Below are 15,459 nucleotides of genomic sequence, written 5' to 3' on the forward strand. Positions count from 1 at the left end.
ACATTTCATCTTCCACGTAATAAAATATTTTTACGTAACACATACTTTGTATTGGAGGCTATCCACTCCATGCTAAAAGATATTCAAGACAGCTATTACATCGAGTCTCCAGAGCAAGCTACCGTCTTGTTGAACCCTATTCGCGGGGAGATCATTGCTCAGCTGCTGGAACCTGGGTCTGCTGCTGAAGTGGCGCGAACACTCGGGGAAACGGCCCAACGCATTAACTATCACCTCAAAGCTTTGGAAAAAGCAGGCTTGGTTCAACGCGTAGGCACCCGACAAGTGCGCAATCTGGTCGAAGTATTGTACAGAGCGATAGCCAAAACATTCGTATTGGCCGAATCGTTAAGTATGAAGCCTGAAACCTTGCAGAGATTGAAGGACCAGAGCTCTTTGGCTCACCTTGTGACCACATCCGAGCGGATTCGAAGAGATGCTATGCTTCTTATGGAGCAATCCGATGTGGGCGAAGTGATTCCTAGTGCAACACTTCAGCTGCAGGTCCATCTGTCTGATGAACAGCAAAGACAAACATTCGTTGAGGAGTACGCTGCCATGGTGCAGCAATTGGTGGATCGATACTCGGGCTGCAAAGACGGAAATGATGCCTATCAAGTCTTGTTAGCCGTATATCCCAAACCGAAAGAATGAGGAGGCAAACGCCATGAATCATGAACAACAAACAAGTAAACCACAGAATGACGCAGTACCTGCAACACCTGTTATTGCTTGGGAGCAAGCCGCCCAACGTAAGCCTGAAACCTCAGGAAGCAACGTGATCTCGATCGACTCTTATCGTCGTCAAGGTACCTCGCTTAATGAATCGGAAGCTACCTTCACCGTTCGTGAATTTCAAACCACCCATGGCGAAGAACCGATCCGTTTAATCATGGTATCCTCTGGTTTTGGTCAAAAACGTACTGCCCACAGTCATACCGTCCAAAGCAAAGCTTCTTAAAATATAGTACTTAAAAATGAAAGGATGATTCCTATGAGTTTCATACCTATGGTTGTCGAACAATCTTCGCGCGGTGAGCGCTCTTACGATATTTATTCCAGACTGCTCAAAGATCGCATTGTGTTCCTTGGCACGGAGGTTAACGATCAAGTGGCAAATGCGATTGTTGCCCAGTTATTGTTCCTTTCCGCGGAAGATCCGGAGAAAGATATTTCTCTCTACATCAACTCACCCGGTGGTTCCACTTCTGCAGGACTCGCGATTCTCGATACGATGCATTTCATTAAGCCTGACGTTTCTACCATCTGTGTAGGTATGGCCGCATCCATGGGTGCCATCCTCTTAACAGCAGGTGCACCTGGCAAAAGGTTCGCTCTCCCTAATGCCGAGGTCATGATTCACCAACCATGGGGAGGCGCCCAAGGTCAAGCCAGCGATATTCATATTCGTGCCCAGCACATTCTCAAAACACGGCGAACACTTAATCGTATACTTGCCGAAACAACTAAGCAGCCGATCGAGAAGATTGAAATAGACACAGACCGTGATTATTTCCTAACCGCTGAAGATGCGAAAACGTATGGTTTGATTGATAAGGTAATTGAGAAAATCTAATCGTTTATCCTATAAATCAAGATTGAAAAACCCTAGCCACTGGCTAGGGTTTTTTCAGTAATAAATGAGCCCTTCAAGGGAACGTAGTCCTCTAATCATCCTTAACCTTTTACCGCGGAACCCGTAATACCTTGTATGATATATTTTTGTCCAATAAGAAATACAAGCAGCATGGGAACAATGCCAGCAGATGTAGCCGCCATCATCCCGTTATAGTCAATATTGAACTCAAGTATGAAATTCTGCATGCCCAGCGGGACTGTATACAGATTACGGTCAAGCAGGAAAACGAGGGCATTCTCATAGTCATTCCAGTGCCAGGAAAAATCAATAATCGCTAAGGTCGCCAACGCCGGTTTGGCCAGAGGCAGCATGAGCTGAAAGAAAATACGGAAGTGGCCAGCCCCGTCAACAAAGGCAGATTCAGTGATCTCCTGAGGAATCGACATGAAAAATTGTCTCATTAGAAATACCCCAAAAATAGTAAACAAGCCAGGAAGAATGAGTGCCCAGTGCGTATTATAAATCCCTATTTTATCAAACAAAATAAATTTGGGAACAAATAACACTTGCGGTGGAACCATCATCATAGATAAGTAAAACATGAAGAGCAGGTTCCTTCCCTTAAACTCAATTCGCGAAAATCCATAAGCCGCTAAGGCGGATAAGAATGTAGCTCCAACCATGCAAATCAGAGCTATTTTCAACGAATTCATATAATAAATAAGAAAGCTTTCCTTGCCTGTCCATACTTTAAGATGATGTTCAAACGTCACCTTCTGGGGTATCCATTGAATCGGGTACTGGAACACTTCATTAGGTGTTTTAAAAGATGTACTTATCATCCAAAGAAACGGCAAAATCATGAAAAGACCCAGTACCAGCATGGCAATCGTATATAGTAATTTGGTCGATTTTATCTCCATATTGTCTCAACTCCGGTTTTTAACTTAATAGTGAACCCATCGCTTCTGACCGACCCATTGAATCATCGTGATCAAGAAGATGATAGCGAATAAGACCCATGAGATAGCTGAAGCATAGCCCATTTCATAGTAACGAAACGCATTGTGGTAAATAAACAAGGATAAAATCGTTGTACTGCCGCCAGGTCCGCCTTGCGTAACAGCTTCAATCATGCCAAACGTCTTCATCGACGTAATTAAGCCCGTAATCATTAATAAGAACGTGGAGGGACTCACTAGCGGGAAGATAATTTTCCAAACCGTCGTCCATGAGCTTGCTCCATCGATTTTTGCGGCTTCCAGTTGTTCTTGCGGTATTTCTTGAAAGGCAGCCAAATAAATGATCATATTATAGCCAAGAAGAAACCAAATCCAAATAATGTCTATGGCGTACATCGAAGAGGTCGTCGTAGACATCCATCCTGGCGGATTATCAATGCCAATGGAACGAAGAAAGCTGTTAATAGGTCCCTGCGAGGGCTGAAACAAAAGCATCCATACAAAAGCAACAGCTACACCGCTCGTAATGTACGGCATGAAAAACATAGCCCGTAACAGACTCTTTACATACACACTGCGATTCAATACAAGAGCTACAAGAAAGGCCAATCCGATTGAAACAGGGACAGCGGAAAGAAATAAGGCTGTTTTCTTCAATGAAACATAGAATACAGGGTCATGAAATAACCTATTGAAATTATCGAGGCCAATCCATTCGATATCTGGCGATGTGTATTTATAATTCGTGAACATAATCCCCAGCGAAAATATGGCAGGGACGACAAAGAATAATATGACGCCTAGCATATTAGGTAAAATGAACAAGTACCCTAATCTACGTTGTTTTTTTGCCCAGTTCATTCCATAAATCACTCCTTTTTTGAACAAAAAGGGAGGTGCCTCTTTCTTGATGCATCCCCCCATCTTCCTTGCTATTTCTTGTTTTTTGATAAGTAATCGTTATGTCGCTTGACCGAATTCTTAAGGGTGTCATCTAAGGATTGTGCCTTCAAGAAATACTTTTCATATTCTTCTCTTCGCGCATCCACAACCTGTTGCGGTAGCGTTGCTGTAAACGTAGGGAATTTACCGAATACAACCTTTTTGAGCGAATCTACATCATATGTTTTTTCGTTATCTCCAAGGAGCAGTTTAATAGCTTCTTCCACATTCGCATCTTTAGAAGAAGGAATGCGTCCGCCAGCAGCAAGTGGCATCATTCCACCATCCGCATACCATTTCAAAAACTTCCAAGCCTGCTCTTTATTCTTCGAGTTTGGATTAATGGAAATAACGTCGCCAAGTCCTCCCGGATATTTAAAAGTAGACTGTTCTTTTGTCACTTTAGGAACCGTGGCAAAAGCAATCTTGAAGTCGCGCGGGAAATCTTTCATGTTGTTTGAACTGCGGAATATAAACTCTCCAGCTCCCAGCATAGCTGTTTCGCCTTTTAAAAACATCGAATCAGTTGGCATTTTACTCGTCAATTGTTCGCCAAGTAGAGGCATTGATTTATCATTATGCATCATGGTAAACATAGCTTCGTATGCCTTACGAACAGTCGGTTCATCTAGGTTGGATGTCCCATCCGTTTTCGTGAATCCCGCTCCCGCACTGGCTCCATCTATAAAGTTGGTGTATCCGGAGATATGTTCTGTAAAGCCCCAACGTGTGCCTTTTTTGAGCTTAGCCGCATATTGCTGCAGATCAGCCATCGTCCAATCTAACGAAGGAACGGCTAGTCCAGCTTCATCAAGTGCATTTTTGTTCAACCAAACAAAAGATACATTCTTTTTGGTTGGAAGACCGTAATACTTATCTTTTACTTTCCAGTCCTTTGCATCAGCGCCCATTTTATCGTCAATACTGTAGTCTTTAAGTTCACTAAGGTCGAGTGCTGTTCCAGCATCAACACGTTTCGATAAAGCTGATAACGTATAGTTGACATATAAATCGATACCTTGATTTGTCGTAAGAGCCGTATCAAGCTTCAGATTACCGGCGTCATCATTGACAAAACGCTCATATTTCACCTGAATATCGGGGTTCTTTGCGTTCCAATTATCAACAACCAACTGTGGACCGGCTTCGGCTGGTACACCACCCCACATCGTAAGCGTGACCGCTTTCTTAGCTTCTGAAGAAGCAGCGGGACTGTTCTTAGCAGCGTTTTCGCCCGATGTACCGCAGCCTGCTGCAACTCCCAACACGACAGCTGCTGAGAGAAGACTTAGCGTTGTTTTCTTCATATTCATCATTTGACCCTCCTGTATTTCATATCCTTACTGGTTACAAATCAACTATATCACCAGCTTTTTAGGGTTCGAAGGAACAATGTATTGTTCTTGTAGCACAAAAGTTTGATTTGATTCTTCATATCTTCGCATTTTGTTGTCTGAAAATACTCGGCGGCATGCCGACTTCTCTCCGAAATATGCGTGCGAAGTAATTCTCATTGGCAAACCCAACGGTTGCCCCGATTTGAGCAACAGGCTGATCCGTGTGCAGCAGGAGGTGACAAGCCTTTTCAATACGAAGCCCCATGATATATTCCGTTATCGTTTTACCGGTTTTTTTCTTAAAAAGAACACTCAAATATTTATCATCCATCGTTGCAATACCAGCAAGCAGCGACAGCGGCATCTCTTCTTCAAAATGCTGATTCATATAAGCAATGACTTTATTGATTTCAGCATGATCCGTAACCTCATAGTTCGCTGCCTTCCATTGTGCCATGTACATATCGATTCTCTGTTTAAAAAGGGGCCCTGCTTCCCTATGAGAAAGAGCCTCAACAAAAGCATTTGGTAAGTCAATTGTCGTGGATGCGAGCTCTGTAAATTTGCGTTCTAAACGCAGCATTATTTCTTTTACACGAAGCAAAGACAGCTCTATGTCCCTCATCCACGACCAGATTTCCTGCCATGAAAGATCCAGTAATCCTTGGTTCATCTGCTCAAAAGCTTGGATTAAGTTCTTCTCCAGCGACCAAGGCAGGTTGGAATAGGCATTAGCCTTCAAGGTTTTGGGCTGGTGGAAGAAAATGCCCGCTCTACCTGCATACCATAGTTCAGTCATTCGAGAAACCATGGTTTTCCAAACCGTGTGAATATCCTCATCTGACAACCGCTCTGAGATTAATACAACGAAATCGCAACGCTGTTCTAAGTCCCTTATTCTAATCTTTGTTTCTTCTGGAGTGGAGCAGAGGACCGTGGTCATCCCCATCTTGGTAAAAAGATGCATCCTTGCATTCATTTCCGTATCGAATAAAGGCAGTTGCAGCAAATCTTCCTTATCGAAAATGGTTTGTCCATGCAAAACAAGGATAAGTAGATTGGGGTTAAAAGAATCCCGAATAAAAGCCGGGCTTTCAATCGTCCGTACCTGATCATTAGGTTCGTTATATAAAGTCTCACAGTAATCGTCAATTTCTTGAGAAATAAGACGCAAGTTTCTTTCTAACTCCCGTTTTACCTTTGCCAGTGCCTCAGTCATTTTCTCTGGAGTCAAATAAAGCTTAAGCACATAACCCAATGCCCCTAGCTCCATCGCTTGCTGGATAAACTCAAAATCATTCATGACAGTGAGCATGATGAAGGCTGTTCCTAAATTCTCCTGGCGAACCTGAGCAAGAAGCTCTACACCATTCATGACAGGCATCATAATATCGCAAATAACCAAATCTGGCTGTTTTCTCCTGATGAATTCCAAGGCTTCTTGGCCATTTCCGCATTCCTCTATCACCTTGAAGCCATTTTCCTTCCAGGGCATTCCCTTTCGGATACTTCGTCTCACGAAGGCTTCATCTTCTACCAAGAGAACTGTCCACATGTAAGCTTTCTCCTTTCGAATAGGGTGGAGACAACAAGAACGGAATGCGAATGCGAACTAATGTCCCAATTGGGATGGATTCTATCGCCAAATTTCCTTCTTTTCGAAACAGGAGCACGAGTCTCTCTTCGAGATTTTTCAAGGCAATGCCATTTCCTGAACCGGAGGTTGACCCTGCGTTACCTACTCCAACGCCATTATCCTCCACTTCGATAACGAGCTTATTTTCTTGTTTTTGAACTCTAATTTGGATGCTGCCTGCCCTCTCGATCTTAGCAAACCCATGATAAATACTATTCTCAATAAGCGGCTGCAAGCTCAATTTAGGAATAAGCGCATGGCGAAGCTCAGGGTCAAATGTGATATCCACATCGAATTCACGGTCATACCGAAGTTGCTGAATACGGATGTATCTCTGGGCAAGTTCAATCTCATGCTCTAGATGAATTAAATCCACATCCAATCGCATTCCTGCTTCCAATAACTTGCCGAGCGACTCGCATACTTCAGGAATTTGATGATTACCGATTTCAATGGCAAGCCATTTCACCGTATTTAACGTGTTTAACAGAAAGTGCGGGTTCATCTGTGACAAAAGCATTTGGAAACGCATAGCCTCTTTGTGGCGTTCTTCCTCCTTTAACCGATTAAGAAGACTCTCCACATCTCTGACCATCTTATTAAATGCCTGAATAAAGGTTAGAATTTCACCCTTATAGCTTTCCTCAGGCAATTGAATCTTCAGATTTCGCTTCACGACATCTGACATTTTTCTCTGCAAAAGCTGTAGGGGTCTGGTGATGGTGGTTGAGATCAGAAAGGTCATAACAATAAATAGAACGGCAATAATCAACGTTGTCAAAATGTAGGATTGCTGAAGCTGATTTACTTTATGAAACAAATATTTGGTCGGGATGCTTTTGATCAGATACCAATTCAAGCTCGGAATTTTAGAATAACTAATGATGTGGTCATTCTCGACTTTGCTTCCAGTCGGCTCCCAACCTAACGTATTCATTGGGTTTGGCAGAACAAGAGCATTGGATGTATTGCTGCGCCCATAGATTTCTCCTTCTGCGGAAGCCAATACATACAATTCATCATTAATCGGACTAGGAATAGCGCTTCGAAGCCAGCTTTGATAGTCAACGCCGATTCTTACAACAGCATATACCTGATTATTTTCGTCTCGTAATCCTTTATACAAGGTCAATAAAGAGGGTTGAATACCAAAGGCTGAGGTTAGCCCACCTTCTTCTAGCTGCCACTTGGAAAGGGATTTTCCAAGGAAAGCATCCTGTATCACTGGCATTGCCGAAAGAGCAGCGTGGCTTAATATATGAGTAGGTCCATAGGATGTGTAAACATGATCTTCCGCATCGAGAACCGTATAGTAGACGTAGGAGTTAGCAATAAACACACTATTATTAATAGCATTAAACTTCTCTTCAATTTTCTGTCTTTGCTGGAAAGAAGCATAAGATCCCCCCGCTTCGGGTTTTCTCAAAATCGCAGTTACAAAAGAATCCTGTTCAATCAGGGTAAAGGTCTTCTCTGAAACACTTAATAAACTGCCAAGCGAGGATGTAATTGTTGTCATTTGTTCGAGATTTTGGCTGCTAACTTGTTCTCTCATTAACGTCTCGAACTTTTGAACGTGGGTCATATTTAAGATGATGATGGGCAGCAGAATAACAAGTAGAAAAGCTAAGAACAGCTTGTACTTTAACGTTTGTGGTATGAAATGTCTCAATTTCATTGTCCATTGTCCCCTTATGATGTTCATATGGGTCAAGTATACTTGCTTGTTCATTAAAAACAAAGAGACTGGCATGAATTTCCGCCAGTCTCTCTTATGGAAAATTCGTTATACTCGGAGAATACCGTCCCTCGAAATGGTCAGCTTTTCATACCCATTCTCAGTAATCAAATACGTATCCTCAATACCAACTACCCCGCGACCGGGGAAGGTGAATTTGGGTTCGACCGCGATGACCATGCCAGGCGCCAGCGGGTATTTGAAGCCTTTGGCGAGAACGGGCAGTTCGTCGATTTCGAGCCCAATGCCATGACCAAGGAATTTCACTTGGTCGGCGCCGTACCCCATGAAGTGGGCGCTTAGCCCCGCTTCCTGCACTTGATCCAGCGCGAGCAGATACAGATGCTCGGCGATAACGCCAGGCTGCAGCCTGGCTTCCGTGGCGCGGAGCACCTGCTCCGCCACGTCATAGGCCCGCTGCAGCTCAGGGTCTAGATCGCCGATCACGAGCGTACGCGTCTGATCGATAAGATAGCCGTCGATCGAGCAGCCGATATCGACGAGGATCGGTTCGCCGCGCCCAATCAGCGCGCGGCCCGAGCTTTGCGGGCTGGACGGGTGAAGCCCCGTACCCCCAGCCGGCCCGTCAAAATAAGTGGGCACCGCTGCCGCCGCGCCTGCCGCTACCATTCCGGTTATCAACTCGGAATTGTATGCGCGCATGCGCATCAGCCCTTGGTGCCCGCGCAGCCGGAGCTGATGCTCGATGAGCGCCATCAACTCAAACTCCGCCATCCCCTCACGAATGTGGGGGATGACTGCTTCCAGCGCTGCGTCGACGACGCGCGCAGCTTCTCGAGTCGCCGTGACTTCGTCCGGCGATTTGATCATCCGCTGCTCGCGCACGAGCAGCGAGCCGTCCTCCCAGGCCGCGCCGGGCAGCGCGGCCTGCAGCCGCAAGTACAGCTGGACGGGTAACACATCCAGCTCAGTCGCGATCCGCAGCACTCCTGCAGCCGCGGATCCATCCGCGCAGCGCGCGCGAAGACGCTCACCCAGCGTCTTCAAAGACCCCAGCGCTTCCACGGCCGCTGACGCTTCCTCCTCCGCTCGGACCAAACTTCGGCGTACGAGGTAAAGCGCGTCTCCCTCCGCCGGAATAAACAAATACCCCGTCTGCATCGATCCGCAGTAGTAATATATATCGACGTTGTTCGTGACCAAAAAGCCGGACCAACCCCGCTGAATCATCTCACGCTGCAGCGCCTGCTGCCTTTGCAGGAAAATTGTCATATGTATCTCTCCTTGTAACCCTGAATTCACACCTCACTCTCTTATTATACATTCAAAACACCATTTCCGCAGAAGACTTAATCGTCCACGTAATCGGCTGCAAAACCGTATAAGTCCGCGGAAACTCCAAACGGATGAACATTATCACACCAGGTCGATCCAGAGTAACAGAGTAACCATTTCCTGCATTCACATACGTATAAGGAAATACCTCATTGTCATTAATAATCTTAAATAATTCCACGATAACCCTGCTGCGCAAGAACGTATTCGGCAGCGGATCGTTCGCCGCATTTAATCTTAGATTCGCTTGCAAATATTGCATAGCCACAGCTCTAGCCTTCGTCTCATCAATGCTGTGAATACCGCTTGCCAGCTTTACTTGATCACTTTGCTGAGCAGCCGCATGCACCGAGTTATTCAATGCATGCTTCCCGTGAAAAAGCGTATGCATCGCCAATTCCTCGTCCGTTTGCAGCCCATATAGCGACATATAAACGACGCTCATCAAGACTATCAAAAGCAGTTTATACAAGACATCACCTCAGGCCCTCAAGGCACATACTCGCTCATCTTCATGCCTGTTGCCCCCATACGATCTGATCCGGAAGGGACCGTAATTCCCACAAGCTGATCTATAACAAAAAGTCGATGATACGGATACGTCATTTTCAAACTCAGTCCCGTTCCACGCCAAACGGGCATTCCTGGATCCATTCCCCCGACCCCTGAAGTCGTATTTACCGTGTAAACGAGATCTCCAGGAATGAAGCCTCTTTCCGCCATCCGATCCCTAGAATCCTGAATCATGGTGCTATTAATATAACCATGCCTGCCGTTAGCACCGATTTCGAGCAAATAATCGACTTCTTTTTGCAAAACAGCCTGCCGAACAATAATGACATGCTTATACACCGGAGCAAACATAAACCAACAAAGCATCGTCGCAAATAGGATAAACACTAAAATCTGCTTCATGGGTTAATCCGCTCAATCGTCCCATTGATCCTTGCTCCGCTGTTGCTTACTTGCTTCCGAGTACCTGTGCTGCCACCAACCACACTGTTGTATATGACAATCACCACCATAATCAACATCACCGTAACGAGGATCGATCTCACAGCAAATCTTCCATAACTACGGCCTTAATGCTGTAATATCCGTATTTGCCTGTGTTCCATGCGTCGAAATATTCCGCCTCATCCCTGTCGAACCATCATTAATAATCGATGTAAAAAGTAATGCCACAACAATTAGCATCATAACTGTGATCAATATATTCCTCATAACGTCCCTCTCCCCTTAGTTAATCGCATTAAATAATCGCTGGCCTTCAGCAATCCACGGGTACATGAATACCCGAAATGTGTTCAAAATCGGCAGTCCTGCTAATACAAACAAAAGATAAGACACGGTTTCTTTTTTACTGTCTCGAACCAGTTCCATTTTTTCTTTGTAGTCCTGAATTCTTTGCTTCATCAACTCGTAATAGCTGCCATGTTCATTCAGCCTTAAAGCATTCAGCGTTTCCCCAAAGCTGTGCGCTTCGTCTGTCCCTAGTCTGATTTTAAAATGGTTAATAGCCTCTTCCGAGCCTTGATACCATTCATTCAACATCAACTGAAAGTGCGACCGGATGGAGCGCGTTTGTGAAACACATAAAGATAGCTTGGCATGTAAATTCAGCCCAGAATCGTTGTAATAGAGAAGATGATGACTAATCACGTAAATCTCTCGTACTATTCGATGTGCTCGTTTTTCCTTTAATTGAGCCAGCACCTTTTTATCAAAAAACAAAAAAATGAGTAAGCAAACAGTCCCAACCATGACATAAAGCGGCTGCATATACAAAGTTAGCATCGGATACTCCAGAGCTAAATACCCAACAGCACCGAGCAAAAGTGCGCCGCCCATCCCTATCCTTCTCACACCTTCATAAAGGTTTGCATTCATCCAAATACCGCACCCCAGCAGCAGTTGACGCTTTTCCTCCACGATTTTCGTACTCATACCTAAGCATGAGAACATCCATGAAGGAAGTTTTGTTTCTTGCAGTGCTCTTTTGACATGTAGGGATCTCCACCTCTTCTTACGTGCAGGCATATTCATAAAAAAGTGATAAAAAACGGTCATAAAAAGAAGAAAGAGCAGCAAATTAGAAACCATTTGCAGCATGGCTAGCTGCGTGCTTTCAATAATCACAGAAGCAAACCCCTCACATTCTTCGCATAGATAAGTACATGCCCATTAAAAACGAGACGAAAATGAGGAGAAGAGCATCCAGAATCATATTTCGGCCGCCAGGGTCAACCATATAATACAAATAAGCGTTCTCCGTGTTTACCTTGAAATTAATAAATAGGAATAAGGCAAGAAACAATATCGGCGTAAAATTTGCAATACGTATCTCCAAAAGTCGATTTCTTTCCAACTGATCGAATCGCTGCGCTTTCCGCATATCGACAATCAAATCCTTTAAGCTATCACCGACAAAGCTCCCTTCCGTTAAAGCAACACGCATGACACCGACAAAATAATCGGCCCATGTATGGCCCAAAGTGAGTGAGAAAATGCGCAAGCTCTCTTCCGTATCCCTTTGCGTCATGAGATTACGATATAATTGCTCAAATACGGGCTTGATCGGATAAAGAATTCGATTCTCTTCTAAACAATATTTAAGAGCCATTTTCATATTTTTATTTGGATCCACCATATAGTACTGATAGAACACTTCAACAGCGGGAAGAAACCCCAATCGGGTTTGCAGTCTGACACTAACCAGCTTCAACCGAAGCAGCATATAAGGAAGTGAAACACAGATCGAAGTAACGATAATGACACCTTTTAACGTCTGAAAAAACAACATCCCCGCCAAAAACCCTACTAAAAACAAAACGAAACTGACTGTCATAATGCCTCGCATGCTCATTTTGGATTCGACGGATTCCATCATTTCCTTTATATGCTTAAATAAAGTACTCCTATTTCCCAAATATTCGCTGAATCTAGCGACGAACGTGGAGGTTTTGACATAATGCAGCCTATATCTGGCTTTGCGTTGTCGGATAAGTACGTGTAAAAGCGATTGAATAAGTACAAAAACTAGAACAAATAACAACAAGAGAAAGACATATTTGGCGAAAATCATTGCTAATACTCGCCTTCTTTCTCAATAAATCCGAGTTCCCTCAGCAAAGCAAACCCCTCTTTGTCGTACTTACCGATTTTCCGCGATGCATGAAGCGACAATTTCCCGGGAAATGTCCATTCATCTGTCGACTTGTCATAAACTGCGAGATCCGTAACACAAACCTCCTCTTTTTCATAACGATATTCGACGATTCGCACAATTTTTCTTTTTCCATCAACGACAGCCATCTCCATACCGATTTGTGTCACAAACTCTGTAATCCGTTTTGTTAGTCGAAGTGGATTCATCCCCCTGCCATCCAGCATACACATATCTGTAATCGCATCAGGCACATCCTCAAGTTCACTCACATGAACCGATGTAATACTGCCCTCGTGCCCCCGCGTACAAGCCCTCACATAAAGATTGGCGTCATCATCCCGAATTTCAGCATGACAAATACGCTTTGGCGATTGCCTCAATGCCAATTTAAAAGCTTGCAGTCCAGAATGCAGCGGATCTTCCTCGTCAATTTCGTATTCGACGATATTTTTATGCGGAAAATCGCGCTTTAAATTCAACTCGAATCTTGATTCGATCGTAATAATTCGTTCATTATCGTCCATTTCGGCAATAATCGCTTTGATTAAATTGGTCTTCCCTGAGTTCGTAGGACCAATAACCACCATATTGAAATAAGATCGGATCAAGCTTAGAATCAGCGTTTCCATCCTTTTATCCATGGTGGCTAATTCTGCAGCAGCAAGGGACGCCAAATCAAACCTTTTAATCGTATAAAAACGAATCGTTAATGTCGGTTCAGCCGTGAACCCGAACCCAGTCATCGTAACGCGGGATCCGTCCCGTAGAACAACCTCAGCCCATCGCTTTCTGGGATTCAAAGTGTCATTGTTAAACAGAACCAAATTCTGCTGAATCCTCTCTAATTCACGCACAGATGGCAACGAATAGGCAGACGGCATTGCCATCCCACCGCGCACTTCAAAAATCTGTCTACCCACAACCTGAATCTCTTCAAGTCCCTCCTTATGCTTTAATACAAGTTCAAGAACGTTCAGCCCAATGATCTCTGCAAAAATGGCTTCAGGTAAAGTCGTGTAACCACTCGTCCTCGGAGGCACATCCGAAAGCCTTCTTTTCGAAACCAGATCATGGATAATCGCAAGAAGCTTGCCTCTATCCTCCTCATAACCAAGAATCGCACGATTCAACGTCTCGTTATACAGCTGCTTTTCGGCCTCCGTCCTGCCCTTCATCGAAACAAGTTCACTTCGAATATCCTGTACCCATTGGTTAAAAAGAGCATCCCCCTGCATCTGTCGTTCTGGTCTTTCTACACCGATAGCCCCAATACCCAAACTTGCTCTTGGACTTCCTTCGCCATCTTCCTCTTCTCCCTCAGAGCCCAGAGTCCGACCTCCCTGATCTGCCCCAAAACCAGATCTCACCGAGCTATAATCTGATCCTCTTTTCTTTTCCAGCTCAGTACTTGAAGTCAAATCAACCACTGCGCCCTCGCTTTTGCGTTCATGCATGTATGTAATGATTGAAAACCTTTCCTCATTCACTCCCCTCACCTCTTCCCAGCTTGATTTAAGTTGCAGCTCGTCTGCCTGTTATGATCTTCTGCAGCCATGTTACTTGTCGTAAACTCACCTTCCTTGGCATCTTATAGTAGTCAATAAATTTTCGAGAAACCGCCCTAACCTCCTCATGCATGGCGTGGGTCGGCACGAACATGTCCAACAGCTTGCCTTGATTACAACGAGAAAGCGCATCAGCATGCCGAGATACTTGACCAATCAGATGCAGCTGGGTTTCCTTGCGAATATCTTTAATCGTGAACTCGCTATGCTTGGCATGTCGATCCGTTTGAACAGCCATTAACTCAAAGCCATCCGGCTGAAGACCAAAAACAGCGCCAACCTGCCTAATCCACCTCGAAAAATCCTCTTGAAAATGGGCGATATCCGCTGTCGTTACCACAATTTTGCTATCTGCTTCCAACAGTCCACAAACCGTCGCCGCATTGTCCCAATAAGCGCTCACTTCTATGATACATACATCAAAAGCGCCTCGTGCCACACGCAACAAATGAATAATCTCCGATGGTGTAAAAAACTCCGCCTGCTCTCGAAGCATATTCCCATATAGGATATGCAGCCCATGTGCCTCTTTCGGTTTATCACATACCTGCTGCAGCCTTTCCGGTGTGAGACTTTGCGCCTTCAGCTCCGCTCTCAGACCATCCAGCGTAAAAACATGCTCATCTCGACCTAAATAACGATGAAGTTTGGAGCTTTTTAGATTGAGACACAAATATCCGACTTTCATAGAGGTCTCTAAGGCTAGCGCGTGCGCTACACCAAATGATGCTAACGTCGTGCCTATATTTGGCGTTGAGCCGATGAAAGTAATTAACTTCCCTGACGATTGTTGATTCGCATGATCTTCCCCAGAACCATCAGCCCAAGCCCGAATATCATCAGCAATAACAGCGGTACTGCGCCCTGGCTGGACATAATCAAGCTTCATCAGCTTGCACATCTTCAAATATTTCTCATTTATGGAAGCGTCGTGATAGTTCGAGAGCAGAACAATAATCTTTAAACCTGCGTACTGGTGTTGCAACTCCTCAAGGAACTCTTCTAAATCCCCAAAATCCATCTCCCGATCCGAAATGATCGTATACGAGTAGGGTATCTCCGTTAATTTACTACGTAAATCATCCGCAGCCGAGCAGATCATCCAGTTTAATGGCTTAGAATAAACCACATTCGTAATCTCATCAATTAATCGTTGATCCGTTGATAACAGTCCTATATGCAAATCTCATACCTCCTTTCATTTCTCGCCGACCTCATACACGCTTTCTTTCTCC

17 protein-coding genes are annotated in these 15,459 nt (G+C 44.5%); 3 read left to right on the plus strand and 14 right to left on the minus strand.

What is annotated here, in order from left to right; all coding sequences use genetic code 11:
• The first annotated feature begins 69 nt into the window (after positions 1-69).
• From QFZ80_RS28675 to clpP, 3 genes are read left to right on the plus strand one after another with little or no spacing between them, the layout of a single operon-like run.
• Complete coding sequence (locus tag QFZ80_RS28675; RefSeq protein WP_060649270.1) at positions 70-654, plus strand: ArsR/SmtB family transcription factor; 585 nt, start codon at positions 70-72, stop codon at positions 652-654.
• Between the two features lie 13 nt (positions 655-667).
• Positions 668-961 carry a hypothetical protein gene (locus QFZ80_RS28680; RefSeq protein WP_307552419.1) on the plus strand — a complete coding sequence of 98 codons (294 nt, stop codon included), beginning with the start codon at positions 668-670 and terminating at the stop codon, positions 959-961.
• A 33-nt stretch (positions 962-994) separates the two neighbouring features.
• On the plus strand, positions 995-1,576 hold the full coding sequence (gene clpP / locus QFZ80_RS28685) for an ATP-dependent Clp endopeptidase proteolytic subunit ClpP (protein ID WP_307552418.1): 582 nt from the start codon (positions 995-997) through the stop codon (positions 1,574-1,576).
• A 101-nt stretch (positions 1,577-1,677) separates the two neighbouring features.
• Here the strand turns inward: clpP and QFZ80_RS28690 are convergent, their stop codons facing one another.
• From QFZ80_RS28690 to QFZ80_RS28755, 14 genes are all read right to left on the minus strand, one after another.
• A complete protein-coding gene (locus QFZ80_RS28690) occupies positions 1,678-2,502 on the minus strand; it encodes a carbohydrate ABC transporter permease (protein WP_307552416.1) in 825 nt (274 codons plus the stop codon).
• Between the two features lie 24 nt (positions 2,503-2,526).
• Positions 2,527-3,402, minus strand: coding sequence for a carbohydrate ABC transporter permease (locus QFZ80_RS28695; protein WP_307562204.1), 876 nt, complete (start codon positions 3,400-3,402; stop codon positions 2,527-2,529).
• Positions 3,403-3,473: 71 nt separating this feature from the next.
• On the minus strand, positions 3,474-4,799 hold the full coding sequence (locus QFZ80_RS28700; RefSeq protein WP_307552412.1) for an ABC transporter substrate-binding protein: 1,326 nt from the start codon (positions 4,797-4,799) through the stop codon (positions 3,474-3,476).
• A gap of 115 nt (positions 4,800-4,914) precedes the next feature.
• The gene (locus tag QFZ80_RS28705; RefSeq protein ID WP_307562206.1) at positions 4,915-6,375 is read right to left on the minus strand and encodes a response regulator; all 1,461 of its coding nucleotides are present in this window, start codon (positions 6,373-6,375) and stop codon (positions 4,915-4,917) included.
• The gene (locus tag QFZ80_RS28710; RefSeq protein WP_307552409.1) at positions 6,347-8,134 is read right to left on the minus strand and encodes a cache domain-containing sensor histidine kinase; all 1,788 of its coding nucleotides are present in this window, start codon (positions 8,132-8,134) and stop codon (positions 6,347-6,349) included. The genes QFZ80_RS28705 and QFZ80_RS28710 overlap by 29 nt, the downstream gene beginning before the upstream one ends.
• 108 nt (positions 8,135-8,242) lie before the next feature.
• Complete coding sequence (locus QFZ80_RS28715) at positions 8,243-9,427, minus strand: M24 family metallopeptidase (protein ID WP_307562208.1); 1,185 nt, start codon at positions 9,425-9,427, stop codon at positions 8,243-8,245.
• Positions 9,428-9,479: 52 nt separating this feature from the next.
• Positions 9,480-9,962, minus strand: coding sequence for a hypothetical protein (locus QFZ80_RS28720; RefSeq protein WP_307562210.1), 483 nt, complete (start codon positions 9,960-9,962; stop codon positions 9,480-9,482).
• A 17-nt stretch (positions 9,963-9,979) separates the two neighbouring features.
• Positions 9,980-10,405 carry a hypothetical protein gene (locus QFZ80_RS28725; protein ID WP_307562212.1) on the minus strand — a complete coding sequence of 142 codons (426 nt, stop codon included), beginning with the start codon at positions 10,403-10,405 and terminating at the stop codon, positions 9,980-9,982.
• Positions 10,402-10,548: a hypothetical protein gene (locus QFZ80_RS28730; protein ID WP_164484208.1), complete on the minus strand. Its 147-nt coding sequence runs from the start codon at positions 10,546-10,548 to the stop codon at positions 10,402-10,404. Before QFZ80_RS28730 ends, QFZ80_RS28725 begins: the two co-directional genes overlap by 4 nt.
• Before the next feature lie 16 nt (positions 10,549-10,564).
• Positions 10,565-10,714 carry a hypothetical protein gene (locus QFZ80_RS28735; RefSeq protein ID WP_164484210.1) on the minus strand — a complete coding sequence of 50 codons (150 nt, stop codon included), beginning with the start codon at positions 10,712-10,714 and terminating at the stop codon, positions 10,565-10,567.
• A 15-nt stretch (positions 10,715-10,729) separates the two neighbouring features.
• Positions 10,730-11,629, minus strand: a complete 900-nt coding sequence (locus tag QFZ80_RS28740) for a hypothetical protein (protein ID WP_307552400.1) — start codon at positions 11,627-11,629, stop codon at positions 10,730-10,732.
• 13 nt (positions 11,630-11,642) lie between these two features.
• Positions 11,643-12,575 (minus strand): hypothetical protein, encoded by a 933-nt coding sequence (locus QFZ80_RS28745; protein ID WP_307562214.1) that lies wholly within the window; start codon positions 12,573-12,575, stop codon positions 11,643-11,645.
• A 2-nt stretch (positions 12,576-12,577) separates the two neighbouring features.
• Positions 12,578-14,146: an ATPase, T2SS/T4P/T4SS family gene (locus tag QFZ80_RS28750; protein ID WP_307552396.1), complete on the minus strand. Its 1,569-nt coding sequence runs from the start codon at positions 14,144-14,146 to the stop codon at positions 12,578-12,580.
• A 25-nt stretch (positions 14,147-14,171) separates the two neighbouring features.
• Complete coding sequence (locus tag QFZ80_RS28755; RefSeq protein WP_307562215.1) at positions 14,172-15,407, minus strand: CpaE/TadZ family protein; 1,236 nt, start codon at positions 15,405-15,407, stop codon at positions 14,172-14,174.
• Positions 15,408-15,459: the final 52 nt, after the last annotated feature.

It is taken from the genome of Paenibacillus sp. V4I7 (assembly GCF_030817275.1).
In the GTDB taxonomy this organism is placed as follows: Bacteria; Bacillota; Bacilli; order Paenibacillales; family NBRC-103111; genus Paenibacillus_E.

What these genes read in the sequence shown, in the direction of transcription:
- QFZ80_RS28675 (WP_060649270.1), top strand. Translation starts at nt 70, where the DNA reads ATGCTAAAAGATATTCAAGACAGCTATTACATCGAGTCTCCAGAGCAA.
- QFZ80_RS28680 (WP_307552419.1), top strand. Translation starts at nt 668, where the DNA reads ATGAATCATGAACAACAAACAAGTAAACCACAGAATGACGCAGTACCT.
- clpP (WP_307552418.1), top strand. Translation starts at nt 995, where the DNA reads ATGAGTTTCATACCTATGGTTGTCGAACAATCTTCGCGCGGTGAGCGC.
- QFZ80_RS28690 (WP_307552416.1), bottom strand. Translation starts at nt 2,502, where the DNA reads ATGGAGATAAAATCGACCAAATTACTATATACGATTGCCATGCTGGTA.
- QFZ80_RS28695 (WP_307562204.1), bottom strand. Translation starts at nt 3,402, where the DNA reads ATGAACTGGGCAAAAAAACAACGTAGATTAGGGTACTTGTTCATTTTA.
- QFZ80_RS28700 (WP_307552412.1), bottom strand. Translation starts at nt 4,799, where the DNA reads ATGATGAATATGAAGAAAACAACGCTAAGTCTTCTCTCAGCAGCTGTC.
- QFZ80_RS28705 (WP_307562206.1), bottom strand. Translation starts at nt 6,375, where the DNA reads ATGTGGACAGTTCTCTTGGTAGAAGATGAAGCCTTCGTGAGACGAAGT.
- QFZ80_RS28710 (WP_307552409.1), bottom strand. Translation starts at nt 8,134, where the DNA reads ATGAAATTGAGACATTTCATACCACAAACGTTAAAGTACAAGCTGTTC.
- QFZ80_RS28715 (WP_307562208.1), bottom strand. Translation starts at nt 9,427, where the DNA reads ATGACAATTTTCCTGCAAAGGCAGCAGGCGCTGCAGCGTGAGATGATT.
- QFZ80_RS28725 (WP_307562212.1), bottom strand. Translation starts at nt 10,405, where the DNA reads ATGAAGCAGATTTTAGTGTTTATCCTATTTGCGACGATGCTTTGTTGG.
- QFZ80_RS28735 (WP_164484210.1), bottom strand. Translation starts at nt 10,714, where the DNA reads ATGAGGAATATATTGATCACAGTTATGATGCTAATTGTTGTGGCATTA.
- QFZ80_RS28745 (WP_307562214.1), bottom strand. Translation starts at nt 12,575, where the DNA reads ATGATTTTCGCCAAATATGTCTTTCTCTTGTTGTTATTTGTTCTAGTT.